Here is a 25,985-nt window from a genome sequence, read left to right as displayed (position 1 = left end):
ACATGGGCTTCTACGTACTATTACCGGCCACCTTCCGGCACTCCACAGAGTCCACTACAACCACGGGGGAGTTCAATGCGTCATTTCGGGCACATCGCCCCTGAGGTGCGGAAACGTCTCTTCTATCGGGAGCCCTGCGAGTTCACCGCCGACTCCCCGGCCCGGGTGCTGTCCGCGGCGCTCGGCGCCACGCTCTACAGCCCCGCCACACGGCCCCGGCTCGCCGACGACGTCCTCAAGCAGGGCGACCGCGGCGTGGTCTCCATGGTGCTGTGCCTGGAGGACTCCATCAGCGACACCGAGGTCGTCGCCGGCGAGGAGAACCTGGTCCGCCAGCTCACCGACCTCGCCGGACGGCCCGGGGCGGATCTGCCGCTGCTGTTCGTCCGGGTCCGCGTGCCGGAGCAGATCGGCGACCTGGTCCGACGGCTCGGCCCCGCCGTCGCGGTGCTGTCCGGATTCGTGCTGCCCAAGTTCACCGCCGAGCGTGGCCTGCCGTTCCTCGAGGCGCTCACCGCCGCCGAGGCCGCCTCCGGCCGCCGTCTCTTCGCCATGCCGGTGCTGGAGTCGCCCGAGCTGCTCTACCGCGAGAGCCGCGTCGAGACCCTCGAAGGCATCTTCCGCGCCGTCGACAAGTACCGCGACCGCGTGCTCGCCCTGCGCCTGGGCGTCACCGACTTCTGCTCCTCCTACGGGCTGCGCCGCGGCCCCGACATGACCGCGTACGACATCCAGGTCGTCGCCTCCGTGATCTCCGACGTGGTGAACATGCTCGGCCGCGCCGACGGCACCGGCTTCACCGTGACCGGGCCCGTCTGGGAGTACTTCCGGGTGCAGGAGCGCATGTTCAAGCCGCAACTGCGGCAGAGCCCGTTCCTGGAGGTGGAGGCCACCGCGCTGCGCCAGAAGCTCATCGAGCACGCCATGGACGGCCTGCTCCGCGAGATCTCCCTGGACCGCGCCAACGGCCTCCTCGGCAAGACCTGCATCCACCCCTCCCACGTCCTGCCCGTGCACGCGCTGTCCGTCGTCAGTCACGAGGAGTTCAGCGACGCCCAGGACATCCTCCGGCCGGAACGCGACGGCGGAGGTGTACTGCGGTCCGCGTACACGAACAAGATGAACGAGGTGAAGCCGCACCGCGCCTGGGCGGAGCGGACCCTGCTGCGCGCCGAGGTCTTCGGCGTGGCCGACGAGGACATCGGCTTCGTCGAACTGCTCGCGGCCGGTCTGGCCGAGTGAGCGGGGCGTGGGAAGGAGTGGCCGAGGCGGTCGGCGGAGCGAGCGGGGCGTCGGGCGGAGTGAGCGGGGCGTGGGGCGGACCGACCGGGGCGGTCGGCGAGTGACCGAGAGGGAGACAAGAGTGAACACCTGGTCCGGCACCTGGGTCGCCGAGCGGCTCGGCGTCGAGCTGGCCGGCGACGAACGGCTGCGCGGCATGCTGGGGCTGGCGCTGCGGCGCAACCCCAAGCGGGCCCACCTGCTCGTGTCGAACCTCCTCGGCAAGCACGTGCCCCAGACGCCGTCCGTGGTGTACGGACACGGCGTCGAGCTCGGCCGCCGGGTGCGGGAGCTGCTGGGCGACGCGGCGGCCGCGCAGGCCGTCGTCCTCGGGTACGCCGAGACCGCGACCGGCCTCGGCCACTCCGTCGCCGACGGTCTGGGCACCGCGCCCTACCTGCACTCCACGCGCCGCCCGGTCGCCGGCGTCGCCACCGCCGGCGGCTTCGAGGAGTCCCACTCGCACGCCACCTCCCACCTGCTGCTGCCGGAGGACCCGTCCCTGCTGGCCGGGGACGGGCCGCTGGTTCTGGTCGACGACGAGTTCTCGACGGGGAACACGGTGCTGAACACCGTGCGCGACCTTCATGCGCGGTACCCGCGGGAGCGGTATGTCGTGGTCGCCCTGGTCGACATGCGGTCGGCGGCCGACGCCGGGCGGCTGGAGGAGTTCGCCCGGGAGATCGGGGCGCGGATCGACCTGGTGACGGTCGCCTCGGGGACGGTGCGGTTGCCTGACGGTGTCCTGGAGAAGGGGCAGGCGCTGGTCGCGCGGTTCGAGACGGCCGCGGCGCCGTCAGGGCCGAGCACGCAGTTCCCCGCGCCCCTTGAGGGTGAGTCGGTCACCGGCGACTCTCAGGGCGCCGGCCGGACAGCTGACCCAGGGGCGCGGGGAACTGCGCGACCAGCCTCCACCGGGCCGCAGTCACCCGGCACCGTCACACGAGTGGGCCTCCGCTGGCCGGCGCGTCTCCCTGACGGCGGCCGACACGGGTTCACCCCCACCCACCGCGCCCAACTGGACGCCGCCCTCCCCGCCATGGCGGACCGAATAGCCACCGCCCTCCCGGAAGACGCGCACCGTGTCCTCATCCTCGGCTTCGAGGAACTGATGTACGCCCCCTTGCGGCTGGCCGCGGAACTGGAGCGCACCACCACCGCCGAGGTGCGCTACAGCACCACCACCCGCTCACCCGTCCTGGCGGTCGACGACCCCGGCTACGCCATCCGCACCCGCCTCGTCTTCCCCGCCCACGACGACCCCGTCGACGGCCCCGGCGAGCGCTACGCCTACAACGTCGCCGGCGCCGGCTTCGACGCCGTGGTCGCCGTCGTCGACTCCGCCGCCGACACCCCCGCGCTGCACGCCCCCGACGGCCTGCTCGCCCGGCTCGCCGAACACACCCCGCACGTCCTCCTGGCGGTCGTACCGTCGTACGTGCCGGCCGCACTCGCCGGCGCCCAGGACGCCCCCGAAAGGCCCGTCACCATGCTGCCCGAGCCCCTCCGCGGCCCCGCCTTCTCGTCGTACGCGCCCGAGGAGGTCGGCTGGCTGCTCCAGGACCTCTCGGACGTGACGCTGGAGGCGCCGACCGAGGAGCGTGAGGAGGCCATCCAGAGCGGCGGCGCCCACTACGCCGAGTCGCTGCCCGTGGAGTACCAGCCCAGCGAGCAGTACCAGCAGCTCTTCCACAACGCCCTGGACGCCTCGGCCGCCCGCCTGGCGCACGCGGTCGGCGTGGTCACCGAGGTCGTCCTCGCCGAGCGCCCCCACTCCCGGCTTCGCCCGAGCGGGGGGATTTCCATGCCCCGCCCGGTGCTGGTGTCGCTGGCCCGCGCGGGCACCCCGGTGGGCATCCTGATGCGCCGCTGGGCGCAGCACCGCCACGGCCTCGACCTGCCGCACTACGCCGTCTCCATCGTCCGCGGCCGCGGCATCGACGCCAACGCCCTGCGCTGGCTGGCCGCCCACCACGACCCGCGCGACGTGGTGTTCGTCGACGGCTGGACAGGCAAGGGCGCCATCGCACGCGAACTCGCCCAGGCCGTCGAGGAGTTCGAGAAGGTCCACGGCGTCTCCGGCTTCGACCCGGAGATCGCGGTCCTCGCCGACCCCGGCTCCTGCGTCCGCACCTACGGCACCCGCGAGGACTACCTGATCCCGTCCGCCTGCCTCAACTCCACGGTCTCCGGCCTGATCTCACGCACCGTCCTGCGCGCCGACCTGGTCGGCCCCGACGACTACCACGGCGCCAAGTACTACCGCGAACTCGCGGACTCCGACCTGTCCGTGGCCTTCCTCGACGCCGTCTCCGCCCGCTTCGACGAGGTCACCGAGGCCGCCTGCGCCGAGGCCAAGGACCTGCTCGCCGCCGACCGCACGCCCACCTGGGCGGGCTGGGCCGCCGTGGAGCGCATCAGCGAGGAGTACGGCATCCACGACGTGAACCTCGTCAAGCCCGGCGTCGGCGAGACCACCCGCGTGCTGCTGCGCCGGGTGCCCTGGAAGGTGCTGGCCCGAGCCGGGGCCGGCAGCGACCTCGACCACGTCCGGCTCCTCGCCGAGCAGCGTGGCGTCCCCGTGGAGGAGGTACCCGACCTGCCCTACACCTGCGTCGGCCTGATCCACCCCCGCTACACCCGGGGCGCCACCGGCGCCGACGGCACGGCGGTGACCCGCTGATGCCCGTCATCGTCGCCAGCGACCTCGACCGCACCCTCATCTACTCGGCCGCCGCACTCGCCCTGACCATGCCCGACGCTCGGGCGCCCCGGCTGCTGTGCGTGGAGGTCCACGAGAGCCGGCCTCTGTCCTACCTGACGGAGACCGCGGCCCAGCTCCTCACCGAGCTGGGCGACGAGGCCCTGTTCGTCCCCACCACCACCCGCACCCGCAAGCAGTACCAGCGCATCAACCTCCCGGGTCCTCCTCCCACCTACGCGATCTGCGCCAACGGCGGGCATCTGCTCGTCGACGGCGTCTCCGACCGGGACTGGCACGCGCGCGTCCAGGACCGGCTGGCCGACGAGTGCGCCCCGCTGTCCGAGGTCCAGGACCACCTGCTGCGCACCGCCGACCCCGTGTGGGTGCGCAAGCACCGGACCGCCGAGGATCTCTTCGCCTACCTCGTCGTGGAACGCGAGCTGCTGCGCGAGGAGTGGGTGAAGGAACTCGGGGAGTGGGCGGAGAACCGCGGCTGGACGGTCTCCCTCCAGGGCCGCAAGATCTACGCCGTCCCCAAGCCGCTCACCAAGAGCGCGGCCATGCGGGAGGTCGCCCGGCGCACCGGCGCCGACCTGACCCTCGCCGCGGGCGACTCGCTCCTCGACGCGGACCTGCTCCTCGCCGCCGACCTGGGCTGGCGCCCGGGCCACGGCGAACTGGCCGAGGACTCCTGGACGGCCCCCGGCGTCCGGGCCCTGCCCGAGCGGGGAGTGCTGGCCGGCGAACGCATCCTCCGCGAGCTCCTCCGCACCGTCCGCTCCCGCTGAGACCGGTCCGCCGGGGCCGGTCCGCCGGGGCCGGTCCGCTGAGGCCGGCCCCCGGCCGGGGCCAGGCGGCGGGTTCACTCGGGGCGGCGCAGGCTGAGGGTGTCGGCTGCCGAACGGGCGGGCCGGGCGTGCGCGAACGAGGCGCCGTCGGCCGTCCCGGCCCCGCCGGCGCCGGACTCCGCGCCGGAGTGGGCGCCCGCGTCACGGGAGCCGCTGTCCCTCGAAGCCGAACCCCGGCCGGCGCGACGGCTGCCGCCGCCCGAGCGGAACAGGCGTATGACGACGAAGGCCACGAGGGCCAGGGCGGCCGCCGCCAGCACGACCTTCGAGTAGGCCGACACCACGGACGTCACCTGCGACCAGTTGTCCCCGAGGGCGTAGCCCGCGAGCACGAACGCCGTGTTCCATATCGCGCTGCCCAGCGTCGTCAGGCCGAGGAACAGCGGCAGCGGCATCCGCTCCACCCCGGCCGGTATCGACACGAGACTGCGGAACAACGGGATCATCCGGCCGAAGAACACGGCCTTCGACCCGTGCCGCAGGAACCACGCCTCCGTCTTCTCCACGTCCGAGACCTTCACCAGCGGCAGCCGTCCCGCCAGCGCCAGCGTGCGCTCCCGGCCGAGCAGCGCTCCCACCCCGTACAGGGCGAGCGCGCCGACCACCGAACCGACGGTGGTCCACAGCAGCACGGCGATCAGGCCCATCCGCCCGTTGCTCGCGGCGAACCCCGCCAGCGGCAGGATCACCTCGCTCGGTACGGGCGGGAAGAGGTTCTCGAGCGCGATGGCGATGCCGGCCCCGGGCGCGCCGAGGGCGTCCATGAGGTCGTTGACCCACTGCGGTCCGGCGTCCGTGCCCGAGGCCGCCGTGATCGTCTGCGCTGCGATGGCTGTCATGTCGTCCAAGCTAGGAAATCGGAGCTGAAGGGTCGCTGAGGAAAGCCGCACGACCGCCTGCGGTTCCCCGTACGAACGCGTGTGGTTTCCCGCAGGGCGAATTGCGGTTTTCCGCAGTGTGTGCCCCCGGCCGGCCCGGCTAGTCTCGCGATCATGCGAGTCATGGCGCGGCGTGTGGTGCGGTGCGCGGTCGGTCTCATGTGGGGGGCCGCCGCGGCCGTCGTCGAGCTGCTCGGGACCGTCCTGGCCGGCCTGCTGCTTCTGCTCGTCGTGGCCTGGCCGCGGCCCCGCCGGGCCGTGCTCCGCCCGGTCCTCGCGAGTGCGCGGCAGGTGACGGAGCTGGAGCGGGCCCGGCTGCGGGTCTGGCTCCGGGTCCACACCTCTCCCGTGTACGAGGACACGCAGGCCCTGCAGTATCTGGCCTGCCGCTGGGCCCTCGGCGTGCTGGGCGCGGTGGTGATGCTCTCGGCGGCGGTCGGCCTCGGCTACGGCACGTCCTGGATGTACCTGTGGCTGCTGGTGGACGACGTGCGGAACACGGGCGCGGTCGTCTACACGTCGCTTGCCGGGCTCTTCCTGCTCTTCCTCACCGTGCAGGGGATACTCGCGGTCGCCGAGCTGGAGGGGAAGCTGGCCCGCCGCATGCTCGGTCCCCGCCACCAGGAGGAGCTGGAGCGGCGCATCGCCGAGCTGTCCGCCAGCCGCGCGGCCGTGGTCGACGCGGTGAACGACGAGCGGCGCCGCATCGAGCGGGACCTGCACGACGGGGTGCAGCAGCGCCTGGTCGCGCTCGGCATGCTGCTCGGCCGGGCCCTGCGCAGCCAGGACCCCGAGCGCGCGGACCGGCTGCTGCGCCAGGCGCACGAGGAGAGCCGGCAGGCCCTGGACGACCTGAGAGAAGTGGCCTGGCGGATCTACCCCACCACATTGGACGAGGCCGGGCTGCGGGCGGCGCTGGAGACGGTCGCCGAGCGGGCGTCCGTCCCGGTGCGGGTGGAGTACGGCCTGAGCGGGGAGCCGGAGCGACCGGTGGCGACGGTCGTCTACTTCGTCGTCTGCGAGGCGGTGACCAACGCGGTGAAGCACGCGGCGCCGAGCCGGATAGTCGTCGCGATCGCATTGAAGGAGGGAGCGTTGCGGGTGAGTGTCGAGGACGACGGCCGCGGCGGGGCGAACGCGTCGGGCAGCGGCCTGTTCGGACTGGCCAGACGGGTGGCCGCGCTCGACGGGAGGCTGGAGGTGCGCAGTCCGCCGGGCGGGCCGACGCTGGTGACCGCGGAGCTGCCGTGCGCGTGATTCTGGCCGAGGACTCCATTCTGCTGCGGGAGGGGCTGGTGCGGCTGCTGGCGGAGGAAGGGCACGAGGTGCTCGCCGCCGTCGGCGACGCGGACCGGCTGCTGCAGGCCGTCGCCGTGACCCCGCCGGACGTGGTGGTCGCCGACGTCCGGATGCCGCCCACGCACACGGACGAGGGGCTGCGGGCGGCCCTGGAGATCCGCCGAAGCCGCCCCGAGGTGGGGGTGCTGGTGCTCTCGCAGTACGTGGAGAAGCGGTATGCGACGGAGCTGCTGACGGGCGAGTCGGAAGGGGTCGGCTATCTGCTGAAGGACCGGGTCGTCCAGGTCGACGAGTTCCTGGACGCGCTGGAGCGGGTGGCCGCCGGGCGGGCCGCCTTCGACCCGGAGGTCGTCCGGCAGCTGCTCGGCCGCACCACGCACGTCGACCCGCTGGCCCGGCTCAGCGCGCGGGAGCGCTCGGTGCTGGCCGAGATGGCGCAGGGGCACACCAACGCGGCCATCGCCCGCCGGCTGCACATCTCGCAGAGCGCGGTGGAGAAGCACACCAACGCGATCTTCGACAAGCTGGAGCTGGCGGGCGGAGGAGAGGGCTACTCGCGCAGAGTGCTGGCGGTGCTCCGCTACCTGGGCAGCTGACCCGCCCGGCCGGCGGTGGCGGGACGGTGTCAGCCGCAGCAGCCCCCGCCGCAGCAGCCGCCACCGCCACCGCCGGCCGGGCGGGGCGCGGGGGCCGCCGCGGAGGCGGCGCCGCCGACCGAGACCGTGGAGAGGAGCTTGACCGTGTCGTCGTGACCCGCCGGGCAGGCCGCGGGGGCGGAGGACTCCGCCATCGGACGGCTCAGTTCGAACGTGTCGCCGCAGGTGCGGCAGCGGAATTCGTAGCGAGGCATGGGCACAGGTTAACCGGACCGGTGGAAGGGGGCCGGTCAGTTGGCGCCGGCGCCGCGCTCCTCGCGTATCTGGGTCACCACGCGGCTCGCGGTCTCCCGGACCGCCTCGGTCTCGGTGAGGAAGTGCCAGTAGTCGGGGTGGCGGCCCTCCAGTCCGGCGATCGCGCGCTCCAGCCGGGCCACGGCGTCGTCGAGAGGGCGGGCGTGGCTCGGGTCGGGGGTGTTGCGGCCGGCCATGGCGAGCCGCTGGGCGTCCCGGATGGCGAACCGGGTGCGTTCGATCTCCTGCTCGGGGTCCTTCTGCACGGCGTTCAGCCGGCGCAGGCGGTCGCCGGCGGCGGACACGGCCTCGTCGGTGGTGTTCAGCAGGGCCCGCGCGGTGGACAGCAGGGAGGTGGCGTCGGCCCAGCGCTGATCGTCGCGGGCGGTGCGGGCCTCGGCGAGACGGGACTCCGCCTGGCGGACGTTGCGCTCGGCCAGCTCGGGCACGCCCTGGAGGTCCTGCCAGCAGGCGACGGTGAAGCGCCGGCGCAGTTCGCTGAGGATGGGTTCGACCTGTTCGGAGCGGGTGGTGAGGGCCTGGGCGCGGGTGCGCAGGGAGACCAGTCGGCGGTCGATCTCGGCGGCCCGTTCCGGCAGCCGCTCGGCCTCCACGCGGATCGCCTCAGCCTCGCGGGTGACGCGGGCGGCCCGGTCCAGGGTGGCGGGCACGCCGTGCTGTCCGGCGCCCTGGTTCAGCTTGGTCAGCTCGGGGGACAGGGCGGCCAGACGGGAGGCGAGGTCGTCGGCCTTCAGCCCGGAGCCGCGGGCGGAGTCGAGGGCCTGGGAGGCGGCGAGCAGCGCCTGCCGGGCGCGTTCGACGGCGGGCGCGAGCCGGGCCAGCTGGGTCTCGGCCTTGCCGAGCAGCGGGCCGAGGCCGTCGGCGAACCGGTCCAGGTCCTGCTTGACCCGCCCCAGTTCGTCCTTGGCGGCGGTCAGGTCGGCTCGGGCCCGGGAGGCCGTCGAGGCGTCCAGGTCGTCGCGGTCGAGGTCGTGGGCGTCGACGGCGCCGATGTAGCGGTGGCTGGCCTCGTCGATACGCCGGCCCAGCTCGGCGAAGTCGTCGACGGCGCGGCGGGCCGCGGGGGAGTCGTCGACGGCGGTGATCGTCTCGATGGAGATCCGCAGGTCGCGCTGGGCGGTGTCGAGTTCGTAGAAGGCGGCGGCCGCGGCGTCCTTGGCGGCCTGCGCCTCGGCGCGCTGGTTCTCCGCGCGCCCGCCGAACCAGCGCCGGGTGCCGCCCCCGGCGAACGCGGCGGGCAGCACCAGCGCCGCCACCAGCGGCAGGGCCGCCAGAGCGAGCGCGTCACGCAGGGATCCGGAAGCACCCCGGCGGGCGCGGCGGGCACTCCGGCCCGCCGGTCCGGGGAAGGGGGCGCGGCGCACGCGAGGCACGCGCGGCTCCGACGGCGAGTACGGCTGTGCTGGTGTCGCCGTCACATCCCTCTCCCGTACTGTCGTTCGCCCTGCCCGTTGTCATTCTCCCACCGGTACAGGACGAACACACGGGCCCGTCAGTTCGCGGTGCGGACGGTGAGTTTGCCGTCGCCGGTGCGTGCGGTCACCTCACGGGAGCTGGAGTCGTCGCGCGGGACGGTCACGTCCTCGCCGCCGTCGCCGGTGGAGGTGTCCACCCGATAGCTGCCACGCGGCAGCTCGATGGTCGTCGAACCGTCGCCGCTGCGGGACTCCACCCGGTCCGGCACGGCGGTGAGGACGAGGTGCAAGGAGCCGTCGCCGCTCCGGGCGCGCACGGTGGGGGAGGAGACCTCGGCGCGCACCGATCCGTCGCCGCTGCGCAGCTCCAGAGGCCCGCTGGTGTCCGTGACGCGGACCGAGCCGTCCTTGGTGCGGACGGCCAGCGCGTCGCGGAAACCGTCGGCACGGACACTGCCGTCGTCGCTCTCGACGGTGACGGCGACGCCGCGCGGCACCACGATGCGGTGCTTGGCGGAGCAGTCGGCGACGATGCCGGAGCAGTTCTCGCGCAGCACCAGCCGGTCGCCGTCCATGGACCAGGTGACCTCCGGGTCCGAGCCGATGGCGACGGTCCCCTGGAACCAGCGGGTGACCGCGATCTCGCCTTCCGGCTGCTCGTCCGAGGCGACGATCTCCAGGGCGGAGTCGTCGGAGTCGACGGTGAGGCCCGTGCCGGGCAGGTCGAAGGCGCGGTGCTCGGGCTCGTCGTCGTCGGCCGCCGACGCCCCGCACGCGCTCAGCGCGGCGCCGAGCACCACGGCGGCGCCGGCGAGCGCGGCGGCGCGCGCCCGTGCGGGACGGGACGTGCGGGTGGGTGAGGTGGTGCGGGCGGCGGCGGTCATGGCGGGCTCCCCCTGGAGGTACGGCTGACGGACGGCCGCGCGGTGCGGCGGCGTCGGACGTCTTCGACCGTAGGGAGACGGGGGCCCGGAGGGGATCCTGCCGACCGGCGGATCCGGGGTGGGGATATCCCCCGTGCCGGGGCGTGAGGGGTTTGCGGGACCGTGACCCCCGCCATGTAGTCTGTCCACTCGACCCGGGCGGCGAGCGACGGGTCAGGGGTGCGTAGCTCAGGGGTAGAGCGCCTGCCTTACAAGCAGGATGTCGGCGGTTCGAAACCGTCCGCGCCCACACGGGTCACAGGCCCCTCACCCGTCCGGTGAGGGGCCTTTGTGCGCCCCTTCAGGAGATCCGCAGGTGACCGCGCGAACAGCCCGGCCCGGTGACGTGGTCAGCCGGTATCGCGGGTACCGGTGCGCGTCGTGCGGTAGCTGTACACCAGCAGGGCGACGAGGATGACGCCCGACAGGATGAGCCCCGCGCCCGTGGGCCAGCCGCCGAAGGGGAGTTGGGGCATGACGCCCCAGAACAGACCTGCCGCGAGCAAGGCCGCCGCCGCGAGGCACGAACCGGCGATGCGGACGGGGGAGGAGACACTCTCCCTGGCCGCCCGCATGGCGCGCCGGCGCACGGGGTCGACGAAGCGGGCCACGGCGGGGAACCGGTCGGCGAGGACGAGCAGCCCGGCGAGGATGAGCAGCAGTCCGGGGCCGGGCAGGACCAGCAGCGCGACGCCGACGAACAGCAGCGCGAACCCGGCCACGAGTGCGAATCCCCTGCGCAGGATGTCTTGGCTGCTCACCTCTGCCTCTCGTGGTCTCCTCATGTGACGCAAGGCCGTTGGAACGATGGTCCGCTCCGGTCCACTTCCATGCTGGTGCCGGGACGCTCCCTGTGCAATCCGCCGGCCGTCCCGGGAGCTACGGAGACTCCTCCGCGCCCTCGTGGGCGCGTTTCAGGGCCGAGCGGGCGTACACGCGGTCGGAGCCGGTGAGTTCGGCCCAGTAGCGGTGGGTACTGACGAACACGGCGAGCTCGTGCTCGCGGCGCCGGAGCTTCTCGACCTCGGCCTGCTCGTCCTCGGTCCAGCCGGGCGAGGCGGGGCGCTCGACCTTGCGCCAGCCGTTGTCGTCGCTGAACCCGTCGAGGGGTTCGACCGACCAGGGGAGCCGCTTCAGCAGGGCCGACAGCTCGGCCCGGACCTGATGCAGTTCCTCCTGACCGGCACGGAGGTCACTTGGAAAGTCATAGGTCGCAGCCACGGCTCAATGATACGCCTGTTCGATTTTGGGTGGCGAGGTGTTCCGGGGTCTCCGGAGCGGTGTTCACTCCTTCGTGGCCTCGGGGGGCGGGAGGCGCGAGACTGGGGTCATGTGCCGGAGTATCAAGACCCTGCGTCCGCCCGCGCTCCCCGAGGAGGCCACGGAGGAGGACATCCGGGCCGCCGCCCTTCAGTACGTGCGGAAGGTGTCCGGCTTCCGGGCGCCCGCCGCCCACAACCGCGAGGTGTTCGACCAGGCGGTCGAGGCGATCGCCGCGGCCACGGCGGAGCTGCTGGAGAACCTGGAGGTGAGGGGCACCCCGGCCGGCCGACGGGCCGGCTGAGCGACGCCGTTCGACCCCCGGGAGGCCGCCGGGCGGACCGTCGGCCGGCGGGTCCGTGAGCTGAGCGGCGTGCCCGCCGCTGCCGCGCCGCCGTCTCCGGGCAGGTGAACTGCCGTGGTTCGTCCGGCCGCGCGGCGTCCGCTGCCACGCGGCCGTCATCCGGCGTCGAGCGCGCTTGCTCTGCTGCCGAGCCGTGTTCGGCGGACGGCCGTCGCCTGGCTGCCGGGCGGGATGCGATCAGGACTGCCGGCCCGCCGCGCCGCGGGCTGAGCGGCGCTGACGGCTGCCGGACAGTCGTCGAAGGGCCGTGGTGCGCCCCCGGGCCTACCCCGCCTTCGAACGGCCGTGGTGCGCCCCCGGGCCTACCCCGCCCCCCTCGGCTGCGGCTTGCGCATCAGGTACCCCGCCCCCGCCCCCGCCGCGAACAGCGCGCCGACCGAGACCGCCGACGCCAGCCATGTCGCGCCGAGCCACTGGCCGCCGAAGTAGCCGAGGGCGACGCTGTAGCCGGCCCAGGTGAGGCCCGCGAGGGCGGACCAGGGGAGGAAGTCGCGTGCGCGGTGGCGGGCGGCGCCGGCGCCGAGGGAGACCACCGAGCGGCCGGCCGGCGCGAACCGGGCGAGGACGACGAGGCCGCCGCCGCCCCGGGCCAGCGCCGCGCCGAGACGTTCCTGCGCGCCCCGCAGCCGGCGGGAGCGGGCCAGGGCCCGGTCCAGACGGGCGCCGCCGCGCCAGGCGAGGCGGTAGGCGACCAGGTCGCCCAGGAGGGAGGCGGTCGCGGCGCAGAGCGTCAGCACCAGGATGTCGGGCACGTAGGCGGCCGTGCTGGCGGCGGCCGCGGTGGCCGCGGTGATCACCAGCACCCCGCTGGGCAGTACCGGGAGGAACACGTCGAGCAGTACCGACAGGGCCACCACCACGTAGATCCACGGGCTGCCGACCAGCGACCCGACACTCTCCACTCGCACTCCCCGTACGCCCCCGTGGGCCCGCGCCCGCCGCGCTGTCGCGGTGGAGGCGGCAGGGGTGGCAGGAGAGGCCGATGACAGCCATAGAGCGTACGCCCGGCAAGTGACAGAAAGGTCACGGGGGGTTCGTGTGCCGGCCGGCCCGTGTGCAGCCCGTGTACGCCGGTCGTTCGCCCGCGTACGCCAAGGCGCCCCCCGCGTGTGCGCGGGGGGCGCCCGGAGCGACTCGGTGTTCCGCCGGGGAGGCGGGTGCCGTGGGGAGGCGTCGGCGGTCGTGCGGGCGGGCGGGGCGGGACCGGGCGGTCAGGCGGCCACGGGGGTCTGTTCCGCAGGCCGGCCCTCGCGCGCCGAGGCGCGCCTGGCGAGCAGGCGGTCCAGGCCGAAGGCGCCGGAGCCGGTGAAGACCAGCAGGAACATGGCCCAGCAGTACATGGCCGCGCCCTCGCCGTGGTTCTCGATGGGCCACAGGGCCTGGGGCTGGTGCACCTTGAAGTACGCGTAGGCCATCGCGCCGGACGCTATGAAGGCGGCGGCCCGGGTGGCGAGCCCGAGCAGGACGAGCGTGCCGCCGACGAGCTCGATGACGGCGGCGTACCAGTTGGGCCAGGCGCCGGCCGCGACGGTGCCGCCGTTGCCGTCCTTGCCGCCGAACAGGCCGAGCAGGGAAGCGGCGCCGTGACAGGCGAAGAGCAGGCCGACAACCATGCGGAACAGGCCCAGGGCATAGGGCTGGGCGCTGGTGAGGCGTCCGTTCATGGGGGAGTCTCCTTCGGTCGGGCCGGCCCCCGGATGAGGCCGGTCCAGGGGGACGGAACCGAGTCGGAGATTCACGTTAGGTGTACCTAAAACTTGCTTGCAAGTTCAACTTTTGGCCACGGCTTCGGCCCCTTTTGACCCCCTCCCGCACGCGGCAACCGCACGTCACCGCCCATCCCGCGGTGCTCCGTTGATCGCACGCATGACCGGAACCGCCCCTCGCCGCACAGCTGACTCACAGGGCACCACCCGCACTCCCCGGTGGCGTGCGCGCCGCCCCGTCCCGCGGTCGAGTGCCGCCACGTCAAGAGCTCAAGCGCCGCTCCATCACGCGCCGCAGCCGCACCCCGCCCCGGTGCTCCTGGGCGTGCTCCAGTCGCAGCACCGCCGAACGCCCCCGCGTGGCCAGCGTCATGAGCTGGTTGCCGAACCACGGCCCGCCCGTCCTGCGCCAGCCGACCGGCGGCCGGTCGAGACCGCCGTGCCGCCTGAACACCCGGCCCAGCGACCGGGCGGCCGAGCTCCAGCCGAACCGGAAGCCCACCCGCATCGAGGCGGGGATGGAGTTGTGCACCGGGGAACAGGTCAGCTGCACCACCCGCGCCTCGGGCTCCGCCCGCCCAGGCCAGCTCGGCTCGGCGACATAGGCGTGATGGACGTCCCCGGACAGCACGCACACCGTGGCGGGCGCGTCCGGGCCGCTGCCCGCGTCGGCGAGCACCTCCGCCAGCTCGGCGAACGAGTCCGGGAACGCCGACCAGTGCTCCAGGTCCGCCGCCCGCCGCAGCTTCTCCCCGAGCCGCGCCCAGCGCGGGCCCTTGTCGCCCCGGCACAGCACGGAGCTCCACACCTCCACGTCGTGGATGAGATGGGGGAGCAGCCAGGGCAGGGAGGTGCCGACGAGCAGATGGTCGTAGGAGCCGCGGTCGTCGGACACCTGGGCCCGCAGCCAGTCGGCCTCCTCCCGGTCGAGCATCGAGCGCCGCCCCTCCTCCAGCACCCGGGCCGCGCGGCTGTCCACCATGACCAGCCGCACCCGGCCGAAGTCGCGCCGGTAGCTCCAGCGCACGGCCGTCGCGTCGGCCTCCGCCCGGGCGGCGAAGTCCCGCAGCGCGTCGGTGCCGTCGGCGGTCTTCCGTACGGCCGCGTGGACGGGGTCGGCCTCGATGTCGGCGGGGGAGAGGTTGCCCAGGTGCTGGTACACCCAGTACGACATCAGCCCGCTGAGCACCCGGTCCCGCCACCACGAGGTGGCGCGCATGTCCTCGACCCAGGAGGCGGAGGTGTTCCAGTCGTCGATGACGTCGTGGTCGTCGAAGATCATGCAGGTGGGGACGGTGGACAGCAGCCAGCGCACCTGCGGGTCGAGCCAGGACTCGTAATAGAGGTGGGTGTACTCCTCGTAGTCCGCCACCTGGCTGCCCGGCGGCTCGCTCAGGTCGCGGCGCGCGGCGAGCCACTCCTTCGTGGCGTCGGAGGTCTCGTCCGCGTACACCTGGTCGCCGAGGAGCAGCAGGACGTCGGGCCGCTCGCCCTCGGGGTCGGCGGCGATGCGCTTGGCGAGGGCGTCCAGCGCGTCCGGCCCCACCGGGTCGGGCTCCCCGGTGGGCGGGGAGGCCCAGCGGCAGGAGCCGAACGAGATGCGCGCCCGGTCGTCGCCGGCCGGGGTGCGGATCACCGACGGCGGGAACGACGGGAACGGCTCCCGGGCGAGCGGCCACACGCGTTCGCCGTCCACATGGACCTCGTACGGGGTGGCCGTGCCCGGGGTGAGGCCGGTGACCCGGACCAGCGCGTAGTGGTGACCGCACACCTGGAAGGTGCCGGAGCTCCCGCCGGCGCCGTCCGGGCAGCGCACCTCCACGGTGCCCGGGCCCTCCGTCTCCGCCCAGACGGTCGCGGACGACCCGTCGACGTACCTCAGCAGCGGTCCGAGCCGCAGTCCGGCCATGGGGTGACCCCTTCCTCCGTCGCTCCGTACGGTACGCAGCGACGGAGGCCACCGGGAGATCGGCGCACCCGGCGGTCCGGGCCGTGCTGCGTCAGCAGTTGTTGAGGTACCCCTGCAGCGCGGATTTCTCGGCCGAGTCGACGGCCAGGTCGTAGTAGTACTTCACCTGGACCCACGCGCGGACGTAGGTGCAGCGGTAGGCCGTGCGGGACGGCATCCAGGTGGCGGGGTCCTGGTCGCCCTTGGACTGGTTGACGTTGTCGGTGACGGCGATGAGCTGCGGGCGGGACAGGTCGTTGGCGAAGGCCTGGCGCCGGGACGTGGTCCAGGAGCCCGCGCCCGAGTCCCAGGCCTCGGCGAGCGGCACCAGATGGTCGATGTCCACGTCGGAGGCGGCGGACCAGGTGGCGCCGTCGTACGGCGAGTACCAACTGCCGCTGGTGGAGGCGCAGGCGGAGTCGGTGACGACGTTCGAGCCGTCGCGCTTGAGGATCGTCTCGCGGGTGTTGCAGGTGCCGCTGATGGTGATCCAGTGCGGAAACAGGTCACGGTCGTAGCCGGTGCGGCTCTCGGTGCGCACGGGGAGGGTGGCGAGGTAGCTGCGCGCGGTGGCGGCGCTCACGGGGGTGGGGAGGGCGGCGGAGGCGGCCGGGGCGTTGAAGAGCCCGGCGGAGGCTATGAGTCCGGTGAGCGCCGCGGCTATGCTGAGCCGTCGACGCGCGTAGAACTTCGACATGCGAACTCCCTTGTGGGGTGCGGGCGTTGGCGTGCGTGCAGGGGAATGCTCGCGGCGCCGTGTTGCCGGGAGGCGAGGGTCCGGTAAGAAGTTAATGACGTGCTCATGACGCGTCTACGGTTCGGGTGTGAAGTTTCCGCGCACCCCGGTGCGGGCGGTCCGGCCCGGCGGTCGTCTCCGAGGTCCGCGCGGGTCTCGCGTACGATGGACGGCGCAGAAGGGGAGTAGCCCTGTGCCGGACCGTCGACATACTGCTCAGCCCGCCTGAGCCGGCGCCCGGAGGCAGATCCGTGACGGGTCTGCCGGCGAGACCTTCGGCAAGCAGTGCACGCCCGCGCCGTACGGTGCGGGCGCCGAGTGTGCTGCCGTGCCGAGGCGTCTTGCGCGAAAGCTCATCACTCTCGGTGGGGCGGCCCCGACCGATTGAGGAACCGTTGATCAGCCTGACCGTGACGGCCGTCGTCTTCGGCGTCGTCTTCCTGGCCGAACTGCCCGACAAGACCGCGCTCGCCGGTCTCGTCCTCGGCACCCGCTACCGCGCCTCGTACGTCTTCGCCGGCGTCGCCGCCGCCTTCGCGCTGCACGTCGCGCTGGCCGTGGCGGCGGGCAGTGTGCTGACCCTGCTGCCGCAGCAGCTCGTCCACGCGCTCACGGGTGTGCTCTTCCTCGCGGGCGCGGCGATGCTGCTGCTCAAGAAGGACGAGGGCGAGGAGGAGATCCGCAAGCCTGAGGACCAGTCCTTCTGGAAGGTCGCCGGGGCCGGGTTCATGCTCATCCTGGTCGCCGAGTTCGGCGACCTGACGCAGATCATGACGGCCAACCTCGCCGCCCGCTACGACGACCCGCTCTCCGTGGGCCTGGGGGCCGTGCTGGCGCTGTGGGCGGTGGCGGGGCTCGGCATCGTCGGCGGCAAGGCGCTGATGAAGCGGGTGCCGCTGAAGCTGATCACGCGGATCGCCGCGCTGCTCATGCTGGGTCTGGGTGTCTGGAGCCTGTGGGAGGCGGTCGCCGGGTGACGTGCGGCGGTCCCGCCGGTGAATACCCCGTGGAGGCGGTGGCGGGAAGCCCGGTTCGTTTTGTACCGTGGTTGAACAAAGTGGCTCCCGCCCGTTTTCCCTGACCGGCGGGCGGGGCCGCTCTGTCCCGCACGGGACCCGCCTCCACGGTCCCGCACCCCCGCCTTGGAGCAGCCGATGACGGTCACCACCGCCGTACTCCCCGCCCGCGCCCTCCTGCTCGACATGGACGGCACCCTCGTCAACTCCGACGCCTCGGTCGAGCGCATCTGGCGCCGCTGGGCCGAGCGCCACGGGCTGGACGGCGACGAGGTCATGAAGGTGGTGCACGGCCGGCAGGGCTACGCCTCGATGGCCCTGCTGCTGCCGGACCGGCCCATGGAGCAGAACTACGCCGAGAACGCCCGGCTGCTCGCGGAGGAGACCGCGGACACCGAGGGCGTCGTCGCGATACCGGGCGCCCGGGAGTTCCTCGCCTCCCTCGACGGGCTGCCGCACGCGCTCGTCACCTCCGCGGACGTCGCCCTGTCCACGGCGCGGATGGCCGCCGCCGGTCTCGAACAGCCCGCGGTGCGGATCACCGCCGAGTCGGTCGGCGCGAGCAAGCCCGACCCGGAGGGCTTCCTGAAGGGCGCGGCGGAACTGGGCGTCGCCCCGGCCGACTGCGTCGTCTTCGAGGACTCCGGCGCGGGGATCGCCGCGGGGCGCGCGGCGGGGATGCGGGTGGTCGGCATCGGCCCGCGCGCCGGGTTCCACCAGCCGGACGTCGTCGTCCGCGACCTCACCCAGGTACGGGTGGAGCGCACGCCGGAGGGGACGATCCTGCTGCACGTCTCCGCGTAGGGCCCGGCCGGGGAGCCCACGCCCGTTTTCAGGGCGGGGGCGTGCCGGACCTCGCGTCTTCGGCTGACCGGGCAGGCCTCGGCGACGGCTTCGGGTGGCGTGCTCCGTCGGGGCGTTCCGGTCTCCGGCGACGGCTTCGGGTGGCGTGCCCCGTCAGGGCGTTCCGGTCTCCGACTCCAGGCGGGAGCGGGTCTGCGGGCCGTACACGCCCAGCTCCTCGTGGATGCCCCGCGACCACTGGTAGTGACGCACGGCCTCCTCCACCCGGCGGCTGTACCAGCCGTCCGTGTCGCCCTGGTACAGCCACACCATGCGCAGGCGCTGCTGGAGCTCGACGACCTCCGGCCCCCGGTCGCCGCGCCGCAGCACGGGCGCGGTGTCGACCGGCTCCTCCGGCTCCGGCGCCACGGCGGGCGCGGACGACGCCCCGCCGGCCGACGGGGTCACCGACGGCTCGGCGGTCGCGGAGGCGCTCGGCGCGGAACTGGACGCCGAGGGCGACGGCGACCCCGACGCGCTCGCGCTCGCGGACGGGGACTCCGACGTGGACGCGGACGCGCTGGGGGAGGCGGACGGGTCCTCGGAGGACGGCTCCGCCGAGGACGCCTCCGGCGACGCGTCCGGCACGCTCGCCCTGACGTCGTCCGGCGCGGCGGTGTCCCGCGACGGCGTCTCGTACGAGAACAGCCCGCTCGCCCAGCCCGCGGCGCCCAGGACGGCCACGACGGCGCCGGACGCAGCGATGAGCGCTCCGCGCCGGCGACGGTTCCGGGGCGCGCCGGTCCCGTGGCGCGGGGCCGCCGGTGCCGCCGCCCCCGCGGACACCGCGCGAAGAGGGCGAGTGGAGTCGTCGAAGAGGCCCAGGTCGTCGGCGCTCGGCTGTGCGGTGCCGAGGGCGAGGGGGGTGGGGAGGACGGACGTGCGGTCGTCGGGGGCGGGGGCGGGGGCGGGGGCGGGGGGAGCCGTGCCGTCCAGACGGACGGCACGCAGCGCCATGGTGGCGTCGGGCGACTCCGCGACGTCGGAGTCCGCCGTTTCCTGCGACCCGCGCCGTGCCGATCCGGTGCCAGCCGCACCTCCGCCTTCGGGGGCGGCTGCGGCTGAGGCGTGGTTCTCGCCCTCGGACGCCGCGCCGGCTGCGCCACCCTCCGGGTGGGACGCGGCCGCTGTCGAGCCGGGCGCGGAGGCGTGGTTCTCGGCGCCGGGTGCCGCGCCGGCGGGGTCGCCGGTGTGCGCGGCCCCCGTGTGGGGGGCCGTCCCGGTGTCTGCGGCACCTCCCGGGGCGGGGGCTGCCGCCTCCGAGCCGCGTGTCTTCGCGGCGTCCGGGCTGATGGCCTTCAACGTCATCGTCGCGTCGGGCGCGTCCGGCCCCTCGGTCCCCGCCCGCGTCGCGGGCGACCCGTCGTGGGTCGCCCGGCCTCCCGCGGCAGGGCCTGCGGCTCCACCGGCCGTGTCCGCCGACGCGCCCCCCTGCGCCGCCGCCCGAGGCGTCCCCGACGCCGAGGGCGTTCCCTTCGTTGCCTCCGGCAACCCGTCCGGGCGAGTGCCGTTCAGGTCGACGTACGGGCGTATCCGGAGGGGATCGAAGTCCTCCGCTGCCGCCGCCTCCGCCGTCCGGGCGTCGCGGAGGGCGTCGGCCGTGCGGCGGGTGCAGGCGCACGTCGGTGTGCGGTCGGCGTGCCTGGGCGCACCGCATTCCGGGCACGGGTGCCCGTTCGGCTGGTCCACGTGTCGTCCCTCCCCTCGCGAACTCCAGAGATTATGCAGATCTTCTTCACACTCTTGTTCGCGCGCCCCCGGAATGCAGAGTTCCGCTCGGACTCGACAGGCCATAACCGGTCACACCGATCACGATGGGGGTGTCACGAGAACCTCTGGAGGTCCGCATGGCCGGGGACGCGCACCGTTCGGCGTCGGAGACGGGACGCACGCGGCCCGCACCGCCGGACGGTACGGCGGCCGCGGGCGGGACCGGCACGGACCAGGTGTCGAGCAGCGTGTGGCTGTCGATCGGCGCGCTGCTGCTCGGCCTGCTGCTGGCCGCCCTCGACCAGACCATCGTCTCCACCGCCCTGCCGACCATCGTCAGCGAACTGGGCGGCCTGGAGCACCTGTCCTGGGTGGTCACCGCGTATCTGCTGGCGTCCACGGCCGCGACCCCGCTGTGGGGCAAGCTCGGCGACCAGTACGGCCGTAAGCGCCTCTTCCAGACCTCCATCGTCATCTTCCTCGTCGGCTCCGCCCTGTGCGGGGCCGCGCAGGACATGCCCCAGCTGATCGGTTTCCGCGCGCTGCAGGGGCTCGGCGGCGGCGGGCTGATCGTGCTGTCGATGGCGATCGTCGGCGACCTGGTGCCGCCCCGTGAACGGGGGCGCTACCAGGGCCTGTTCGGTGCGGTGTTCGGCGCGACGAGCGTGCTCGGGCCGCTGCTCGGCGGGCTCTTCACCCAACACCTGAGCTGGCGCTGGGTGTTCTACATCAACCTGCCCGTCGGGATCGTCGCCCTCGTCGTCATCGCCACCGTGCTGCACATCCCCCGCCGGTCGACCAAGCACGTCATCGACTACCTGGGCACCCTGCTCATCGCCTCCGTGGCCACCTCCCTGGTCCTGGTCGCCTCCCTCGGCGGCAACACCTGGCCCTGGACGTCGCCGCAGATCATCGGGCTCGCGGTGCTGGGCGTCGTGCTGATCGCCGTGTTCGTCGCGGTGGAGCGCCGGGCCGCCGAACCGGTGCTGCCGCTGAAGCTGTTCCGGGTGCGGACCTTCACCCTGTCCGCCGTGATCAGCTTCATCGTCGGCTTCGCGATGTTCGGCGCGCTGACCTATCTGCCGACCTTCCTCCAGGTGGTGCACGGGATCAGCCCGACCCTGTCCGGGGTGCACATGCTGCCGATGGTGGCCGGCATGCTGCTGTCCTCCACCGGCTCCGGCCAGATCGTCAGCCGCACCGGCCGCTGGAAGGTGTTCCCGATCGCGGGCACCGCCGTCACCGCCGTCGGACTGCTCCTGCTCCACCAGCTCGACACACAGAGCTCCACCGCGGTGATGAGCGCCTTCTTCTTCGTCTTCGGCCTGGGACTCGGCCTGGTCATGCAGGTCCTGGTGCTGATCGTGCAGAACGCCGTCCCCTACGAGGACCTCGGCGTCGCCACCTCAGGTGCGACCTTCTTCCGGTCCATCGGCGCGTCGTTCGGCGTCGCCGTGTTCGGCGCGATCTTCTCCGGCCGGCTCGGCGACCAGCTCAGCGCCGCCTTCCGCGGCGCGGACCTGCCGCCCGGCGTCTCGCCCGAGACGCTGGAGGCCGACCCGCGCGGCATCGGCGCCCTGCCGCCTCCCCTGCGCCCCGCCGCGCTCGACGCCTACTCCACCGCCATCACCGACGTCTTCCTGTACGCCGTGCCGGTGGCGCTGCTGGGCTTCGTGCTGGCCTGGTTCCTCAAGGAGGACCCCCTGCGCGCCTCGGTCACCGCGCCCGACGTCTCCGAGACGCTCGCCCCCAACCCGGTGGAACGCTCCTCGCACGACGAGGTGTGCCGCGCCCTGTCGGTGCTCGGCACCCGCGAGGGACGCCGGGAGATCTACGGGAAGATCACCGACCGTGCCGGCTACGACCTGCTGCCCGCGTCCAGTTGGCTGCTGTTGCGCATCCGCCGCCACGGCTCGGTGGAGCCGGCCCGGCTCGCCGAGCGCAACCCCGTCCCGCTGGACGTCGTCCTGGAGGCCACCCGCCAGGTCGAGAGCCGGCGCCTCGCCGTGCGCCGGGGCGTCGACATGGTGCTGACCGACGAGGGCCGCGAGGTCGGCGAGCGGCTGGCGCGGGCGCGCGAGGAGTCCCTGGCGGAGCTGCTGGGGGACTGGTGGGGGCCGGACCGGCCGACCGACCTGGTGCAGCTCGTGCACGAGCTCAACGACGAGCTGTGCGGCTCCCGCGGTGAACGCCCCCAGGGCGCCCGCCCGGTCACACCGGCCCGCTGAGACACGGGTGATGACCCTGCCTCAGGCGAGCTGTCTGGCGAACCAGTGCTCCGCGTACGGGTCGTCGTTGTGCGGCTCGGTCTCGGCGTACCCGAGGCGGGCGTACAGGGTGCGCGCCTCGACGAGGTCGCTGCGGGTGTCCAGGATCATCCGGCGGGCGCCGAGGTCCCGTGCCGCCTCCTCCGCGGCCCGCACCAGCAGCGCCGCCCCGCCCCGGCCGCGCATCCCCTCGTACAGGAACACCCGGGTCAGCTCGGCCGCCGTGCCGTCCGGTGACAGGCGGATCCCGGCGCTGCCCGCCGGCTCGCCCCCGTACCGCGCGACCAGCAGCAGCCCGCGCGGCGGCGCGAGACCGGCGCCCGACCGCGCGGCGATCTCCCGCTCCAGCTCGTCCGGGTCGGTCCGGCGCCCCTCGTGCAGCAGGTACCAGCGGTCGCTGACCTCCGTGTAGTACGCGCGCCAGAGCGCGAGGGCCACGGGCGAATCGGGGGACTCCGGGGTCACGGTCCAGGTCATGGCCGCATTCTCCGTCCCCTACGGGCCCTGGGGGCAAGTGAATTGGGCGCCGTGCGGTGCCGGCCGGAGGGCGGGCGTCTGCGCCGTGCAGTTTGTGCGCGGTGCAACGGGCAACCCGTTGGGGCGAACCGGCTCGCGAGGAGTGCCGGTTGGGACGAGAACCCCGGAAGGCATCCATGTCCACTGGCCTGATCATTGCATTGATCGTGATTGTCGCGGTCGTTGTCGCCGTCGCGGCCGTCCTGACCCTGCGCGCACGCGGCCCGCGACACGGCGCGAGCCTCAAGCGGCGCTTCGGCCCCGAGTACGAGCGTGCCGTCGCCCGGCACGACGGGGACGCCAAGGCCGCCGAGCGGGAGCTGTCCGAGCGCGTGGAGCGCCACGGCTCCCTCCAGGTGCGACCGCTGGAGCCGGCCGAGCGCGAGCGCTACGAGGCGCGCTGGACGGCCGCCCAGGAGCGGTTCGTCGACGCGCCGCGTGAGGCGGTCGCCGAGGCCGACCGCCTGATCGCCGAGCTCGCCGGCACGCGGGGCTTCCCCGCCGACGGGCAGTACGAGGAGCAGGTCGCGGCGCTGTCCGTGCACCACGCCCACCACGTCGAGGGCTACCGCCGCGTCCACCGCGTCGCGCAGGCCCACCCGGACGGCGCGCACGAAGGCGCCGCCGGCACGGAGGACATGCGTGAGGCGATGGTCGAGGCACGGGCGCTGTTCGAGGAACTGGTCCGGCCGTCGCGCCACGACGGCGGGCGCCGCGGCGCCGCCGGCGAGCGTACGGCCGCCCCCGCCACCCGTCGCGACGGTCACCGCACCCCGTCGCTGCTGCACCGCCGCCAGGCGAAGGAGAGCTGATCGTCATGCCCGAGGCACCCCGCCGCACCACCCAGGACACCTGGATCCCGAACGGCCCGGACGCCCCGGCGCCCGGCCCCGCCTCCGCGGACCCCGGCCACGAGGCGGCCACGCTCGACCACAAGACGGAGGCCGGCCGCAGGGCGGAGCCCTCCGCCGGCCGTGGGGGCACGGACTCCACAGCCGGCTTCGGGGAGACCGACGCCGCGCGCCGCGGCGGTACGGGGGCGGCCTCCGCCGTCGGCGGCACGGACACCGCGCGTGGCTCCGGCCGCGGCTCCGCCGGCACGGAGAGCCCGCTGGTCGCGGCACACCCGCAGACCGGCGACCGCACCTCCGCCGGTACGCCCGGCACGGCCGACCGCACTTCCGCGGTACCTGGCCCGGACGGCACCGGCACCCACACCCCCGGCCCGGCCGGCACCGGCACGCGCACGCCCGGTCCGGAAGGCACCGGCACCCATGTGTCGGGCCTGGAAGGCACCGGCACCCACGCGCCCGGCCCCGACGGCACGGGCACCCGCACCCCCGGCGCCCACGCCGCCACCCCCGGCCAGGACGGAACGTCCGGGCGCCCCGGCTCCCGTCTCCTCGCCGACGACACCTGTGACCGTCTCTCCGCGCAGCTGCGGCAGGCCGTCGCCGGGTTCGTGGACCGGCCGCGGGACGCCGTCGAGGAGGCGGACCTCGTCCTGCACGAGATCACCGAGCGGCTCAACGACGCCCTCACCGAGCGCCGCCACACCCTGACCCGGAACTGGAAGGCGCCCGCCTCGGGCGACCCGAAGAAGGGCGACGCGGCCCCGGCCGCCGACACCGAGCAACTGCGGCTCGCGCTGCGGGACTACCGCGAACTGGCGGAGCGCCTGCTAGGTGTCTGAGCCGCCCCGCTCGCCCGTCCCGCCCTGTCCGTCCGACGCCGCCCGGCGCTCCCGCCACCGGCGTACGACGTCCTCCACGTCGTACGGCTTCTTGCCCAGCGGGGGGCCGGGCGGCGGCTTGAACATCATGTCGCTGATCTTCGCGTTGACGTCCGCGAGGATCTTCCGCACGATCCGCTCCGAGGGGGCCGTGAGGGCCGCCTCCAGCGCGTCCTCGGCCTCCTTGCGCAGGGCCAGTGCCGGCGGCAGCACCGACATGCCCTCACGGGCCATCTTCCGCTTGACCCACCAGAGTTCGTCGTAGGTGCTCTCGACCTCGGGCGGCAGCGGCCGGCCGGCGCCTTCGAGCCGTTCGAACTCCCCGCGCGCGTCGGCGTCGCGGATCTGCTTGTCGACCCAGCTCTCGAAGTCGACGCCCGGTGGCTTCCGCTCGGTCATGACCCCATTGTGCCGGACGCGGTACGGCCGGGCGTTTTATCATCTGGCGGCGGGCAGCCGATCCGGCCGCCCCGGCCCCAGGACCTCTCAGGAGGAGCGCACGTGCTCGAACTCACCATGGCCGCGGTGTCAGCGGCGGAATCGGGCGCCACGGCCGGGATGCTGATGGCCGACGCGCCGAGCGAGCCGGGCACCGTGCTGCGGGTGGGGAGGGACACGTCCCTGTGCCGGCTGGCGACGCCTGACGACTGGCTGTTCGTGTCCCGGGTGCACCTGGAGTTCCAGTGCGCGCAGGACGGGAGCTGGCAGCTGACCTGGCTGCGCGGTTCGCTGCCCGACCCGTCGTCGGAGGTGCGGCTGACCGTCGGGGAGTACGCCCAGCCGGTCGCCTACGGCGGGACCGTGCCGCTGCCCCGGGGCGGCAGCGGCGAGGTCGTGATCCTGGACCGCACCGCCCCGCGCAGCGTCAACGTGGGTTTCTACCACGAGGTCTGAGCCCGAAGGCCCGTCCCGGCACCCGGCCGCCCGTCCGCCCGTCCGCCCGTCCGTTCACGACACCACGCGCGCCAGTGCGAAGCCGTCGTGGTCCTTGACCCCGACCGTCTGCACCGCCGTGGCGTCGAGCCGCGGGTGGGTGCCGAACATCTCCAGGGCGGCGCGGGTGCCCACCACGTCCGGGTCGGTGTTGTCCGGGTCGGCGACCCGGCCGCCGCGCACCACGTTGTCGAGGACGATCAGGCTGCCCGCAGCCGTGAGGCGCAGCGCCCACTCGACGTAGTGCGGGTTGTTCGCCTTGTCGGCGTCGATGAACACCAGGTCGAACGGCGGCGGCTGCTCGTCCGCGAGCTTCGGCAGCGACTCCAGCGCCGGGCCGACCCGCACCTCCACCCGCTCGGCGAGGCCGGCGCGGGCGATGTTACGGACCGCGATCTCGGCGTGCCGGGGGTCGTACTCCAGGGTGATCAGCCGTCCGTCGGCGGGAAGGGCGCGGCCCAGCCAGATGGTGCTGTAGCCGCCCAGCGTGCCGATCTCCAGGACGCGCCGCGCGCCCTGGATCCGGGCGAGGAGATGGAGCAGCTTGCCCTGGAGGGGGGAGACGGCGATGGGCGGGAGACCGGCGGCGTCGCTCTCGCGCAGTGCCGCCGTCAGGGTCTCGTCCGGGTCGTCGCCCAGCAGCCGCCCGGTGAAGTAGTCGTCCACCGCGTTCCAGAGCCGCGCCTCGCTCATGC

Annotated in this window: 26 protein-coding genes and 1 tRNA gene; 13 read left to right on the top strand and 14 right to left on the bottom strand. The window is 74.0% G+C overall.

Translation table 11 applies throughout. The annotated features are described in order from the left end of the window. The first annotated feature begins 75 nt into the window (after nucleotides 1–75). The 3 genes from MTR79_RS26665 to MTR79_RS26655 all read left to right on the top strand — a co-directional run bounded on the left by MTR79_RS26665 (nucleotide 76) and on the right by MTR79_RS26655 (nucleotide 4,773). Entirely contained in the window at nucleotides 76–1,242 is a 1,167-nt protein-coding gene (locus MTR79_RS26665) for an HpcH/HpaI aldolase/citrate lyase family protein (protein WP_189365124.1), read from the top strand. Between the two features lie 121 nt (nucleotides 1,243–1,363). After that, entirely contained in the window at nucleotides 1,364–3,964 is a 2,601-nt protein-coding gene (locus tag MTR79_RS26660) for a phosphoribosyltransferase (protein ID WP_244792121.1), read from the top strand. Continuing rightward, nucleotides 3,964–4,773 carry a hypothetical protein gene (locus tag MTR79_RS26655; RefSeq protein WP_048457641.1) on the top strand — a complete coding sequence of 270 codons (810 nt, stop codon included), beginning with the start codon at nucleotides 3,964–3,966 and terminating at the stop codon, nucleotides 4,771–4,773. Before MTR79_RS26660 ends, MTR79_RS26655 begins: the two co-directional genes overlap by 1 nt. A 74-nt stretch (nucleotides 4,774–4,847) precedes the next feature. Here the strand turns inward: MTR79_RS26655 and MTR79_RS26650 are convergent, their stop codons facing one another. Further along, nucleotides 4,848–5,672, bottom strand: coding sequence for a DedA family protein (locus tag MTR79_RS26650; RefSeq protein ID WP_244792120.1), 825 nt, complete (start codon nucleotides 5,670–5,672; stop codon nucleotides 4,848–4,850). Between the two features lie 153 nt (nucleotides 5,673–5,825). Here MTR79_RS26650 and MTR79_RS26645 point away from each other — a divergent pair, with 153 nt between their 5' ends. Both MTR79_RS26645 and MTR79_RS26640 read left to right on the top strand, forming a co-directional pair. Continuing rightward, nucleotides 5,826–6,968, top strand: a complete 1,143-nt coding sequence (locus MTR79_RS26645) for a sensor histidine kinase (protein WP_244792119.1) — start codon at nucleotides 5,826–5,828, stop codon at nucleotides 6,966–6,968. Continuing rightward, nucleotides 6,959–7,606, top strand: a complete 648-nt coding sequence (locus MTR79_RS26640) for a response regulator transcription factor (protein WP_048457644.1) — start codon at nucleotides 6,959–6,961, stop codon at nucleotides 7,604–7,606. Before MTR79_RS26645 ends, MTR79_RS26640 begins: the two co-directional genes overlap by 10 nt. Nucleotides 7,607–7,635: 29 nt before the next feature. Here MTR79_RS26640 and MTR79_RS26635 read toward each other — a convergent pair whose 3' ends face one another. The 3 genes from MTR79_RS26635 to MTR79_RS26625 all read right to left on the bottom strand — a co-directional run bounded on the left by MTR79_RS26635 (nucleotide 7,636) and on the right by MTR79_RS26625 (nucleotide 10,220). Continuing rightward, nucleotides 7,636–7,860: a zinc ribbon domain-containing protein gene (locus MTR79_RS26635; protein WP_048457645.1), complete on the bottom strand. Its 225-nt coding sequence runs from the start codon at nucleotides 7,858–7,860 to the stop codon at nucleotides 7,636–7,638. Nucleotides 7,861–7,896: 36 nt separating this feature from the next. Beyond that, on the bottom strand, nucleotides 7,897–9,285 hold the full coding sequence (locus tag MTR79_RS26630; protein WP_244793306.1) for a hypothetical protein: 1,389 nt from the start codon (nucleotides 9,283–9,285) through the stop codon (nucleotides 7,897–7,899). 128 nt (nucleotides 9,286–9,413) lie between these two features. Then, nucleotides 9,414–10,220 (bottom strand): DUF4097 family beta strand repeat-containing protein, encoded by an 807-nt coding sequence (locus tag MTR79_RS26625; protein ID WP_189365119.1) that lies wholly within the window; start codon nucleotides 10,218–10,220, stop codon nucleotides 9,414–9,416. 217 nt (nucleotides 10,221–10,437) lie between these two features. On the opposite strand from MTR79_RS26625, the gene MTR79_RS26620 reads away from it, so the two are divergent. Beyond that, nucleotides 10,438–10,509, top strand: a tRNA-Val gene (locus MTR79_RS26620). Nucleotides 10,510–10,609: 100 nt separating this feature from the next. Here MTR79_RS26620 and MTR79_RS26615 read toward each other — a convergent pair. Next, entirely contained in the window at nucleotides 10,610–11,020 is a 411-nt protein-coding gene (locus tag MTR79_RS26615) for a PGPGW domain-containing protein (RefSeq protein ID WP_244792118.1), read from the bottom strand. 118 nt (nucleotides 11,021–11,138) lie between these two features. Further along, nucleotides 11,139–11,480, bottom strand: a complete 342-nt coding sequence (locus MTR79_RS26610) for a hypothetical protein (RefSeq protein WP_086704515.1) — start codon at nucleotides 11,478–11,480, stop codon at nucleotides 11,139–11,141. A 109-nt stretch (nucleotides 11,481–11,589) separates the two neighbouring features. Between MTR79_RS26610 and MTR79_RS26605 the strand changes: the two genes are divergently transcribed. Beyond that, nucleotides 11,590–11,823, top strand: a complete 234-nt coding sequence (locus MTR79_RS26605; RefSeq protein WP_086704513.1) for a DUF2277 domain-containing protein — start codon at nucleotides 11,590–11,592, stop codon at nucleotides 11,821–11,823. 362 nt (nucleotides 11,824–12,185) lie between these two features. On the opposite strand, the gene MTR79_RS26600 is transcribed toward MTR79_RS26605, so the two are convergent. The 4 genes from MTR79_RS26600 to MTR79_RS26585 form a co-directional block, all read right to left on the bottom strand. Then, on the bottom strand, nucleotides 12,186–12,785 hold the full coding sequence (locus MTR79_RS26600) for a VTT domain-containing protein (protein WP_244792117.1): 600 nt from the start codon (nucleotides 12,783–12,785) through the stop codon (nucleotides 12,186–12,188). 309 nt (nucleotides 12,786–13,094) lie between these two features. Next, nucleotides 13,095–13,547 carry a DoxX family protein gene (locus tag MTR79_RS26595; protein WP_189365117.1) on the bottom strand — a complete coding sequence of 151 codons (453 nt, stop codon included), beginning with the start codon at nucleotides 13,545–13,547 and terminating at the stop codon, nucleotides 13,095–13,097. Nucleotides 13,548–13,851: 304 nt separating this feature from the next. After that, nucleotides 13,852–15,498: an alkaline phosphatase D family protein gene (locus MTR79_RS26590; protein ID WP_244792116.1), complete on the bottom strand. Its 1,647-nt coding sequence runs from the start codon at nucleotides 15,496–15,498 to the stop codon at nucleotides 13,852–13,854. Nucleotides 15,499–15,589: 91 nt separating this feature from the next. Next, on the bottom strand, nucleotides 15,590–16,234 hold the full coding sequence (locus MTR79_RS26585) for an HNH endonuclease family protein (protein ID WP_244792115.1): 645 nt from the start codon (nucleotides 16,232–16,234) through the stop codon (nucleotides 15,590–15,592). Between the two features lie 434 nt (nucleotides 16,235–16,668). Here MTR79_RS26585 and MTR79_RS26580 point away from each other — a divergent pair, with 434 nt between their 5' ends. Next, the gene (locus MTR79_RS26580; protein WP_086705453.1) at nucleotides 16,669–17,250 is read left to right on the top strand and encodes a TMEM165/GDT1 family protein; all 582 of its coding nucleotides are present in this window, start codon (nucleotides 16,669–16,671) and stop codon (nucleotides 17,248–17,250) included. A 177-nt stretch (nucleotides 17,251–17,427) separates the two neighbouring features. Further along, entirely contained in the window at nucleotides 17,428–18,093 is a 666-nt protein-coding gene (locus MTR79_RS26575; protein WP_086705454.1) for an HAD-IA family hydrolase, read from the top strand. A 153-nt stretch (nucleotides 18,094–18,246) separates the two neighbouring features. Here MTR79_RS26575 and MTR79_RS26570 read toward each other — a convergent pair whose 3' ends face one another. Continuing rightward, on the bottom strand, nucleotides 18,247–19,440 hold the full coding sequence (locus MTR79_RS26570; RefSeq protein ID WP_244792114.1) for a peptidoglycan-binding domain-containing protein: 1,194 nt from the start codon (nucleotides 19,438–19,440) through the stop codon (nucleotides 18,247–18,249). Between the two features lie 539 nt (nucleotides 19,441–19,979). On the opposite strand from MTR79_RS26570, the gene MTR79_RS26565 reads away from it, so the two are divergent. Continuing rightward, entirely contained in the window at nucleotides 19,980–22,070 is a 2,091-nt protein-coding gene (locus tag MTR79_RS26565) for an MFS transporter (protein WP_189365115.1), read from the top strand. A 21-nt stretch (nucleotides 22,071–22,091) separates the two neighbouring features. On the opposite strand, the gene MTR79_RS26560 is transcribed toward MTR79_RS26565, so the two are convergent. Then, entirely contained in the window at nucleotides 22,092–22,586 is a 495-nt protein-coding gene (locus tag MTR79_RS26560; protein WP_086705052.1) for a GNAT family N-acetyltransferase, read from the bottom strand. A 176-nt stretch (nucleotides 22,587–22,762) separates the two neighbouring features. Here MTR79_RS26560 and MTR79_RS26555 point away from each other — a divergent pair, with 176 nt between their 5' ends. Continuing rightward, nucleotides 22,763–23,437, top strand: coding sequence for a hypothetical protein (locus MTR79_RS26555; RefSeq protein WP_086705053.1), 675 nt, complete (start codon nucleotides 22,763–22,765; stop codon nucleotides 23,435–23,437). Between the two features lie 5 nt (nucleotides 23,438–23,442). Next, entirely contained in the window at nucleotides 23,443–24,318 is an 876-nt protein-coding gene (locus tag MTR79_RS26550) for a hypothetical protein (RefSeq protein WP_244792113.1), read from the top strand. On the opposite strand, the gene MTR79_RS26545 is transcribed toward MTR79_RS26550, so the two are convergent. Further along, a complete protein-coding gene (locus MTR79_RS26545; RefSeq protein WP_244792112.1) occupies nucleotides 24,307–24,756 on the bottom strand; it encodes a DUF1992 domain-containing protein in 450 nt (149 codons plus the stop codon). The genes MTR79_RS26550 and MTR79_RS26545 overlap by 12 nt on opposite strands. Before the next feature lie 102 nt (nucleotides 24,757–24,858). On the opposite strand from MTR79_RS26545, the gene MTR79_RS26540 reads away from it, so the two are divergent. Further along, complete coding sequence (locus MTR79_RS26540; protein WP_086705056.1) at nucleotides 24,859–25,251, top strand: FHA domain-containing protein; 393 nt, start codon at nucleotides 24,859–24,861, stop codon at nucleotides 25,249–25,251. Between the two features lie 54 nt (nucleotides 25,252–25,305). Here MTR79_RS26540 and MTR79_RS26535 read toward each other — a convergent pair whose 3' ends face one another. After that, entirely contained in the window at nucleotides 25,306–25,983 is a 678-nt protein-coding gene (locus MTR79_RS26535) for an O-methyltransferase (protein ID WP_086705057.1), read from the bottom strand. Between the last annotated feature and the right edge of the window lie 2 nt (nucleotides 25,984–25,985).

Origin of the sequence: Streptomyces sp. BJ20, assembly GCF_022869105.1 — a bacterium.
Taxonomy (GTDB): domain Bacteria; phylum Actinomycetota; class Actinomycetes; order Streptomycetales; family Streptomycetaceae; genus Streptomyces; species Streptomyces griseoincarnatus.
Note: the sequence above shows the minus strand (reverse complement) of the source record. Positions and strands in the feature narration are given on the sequence as shown.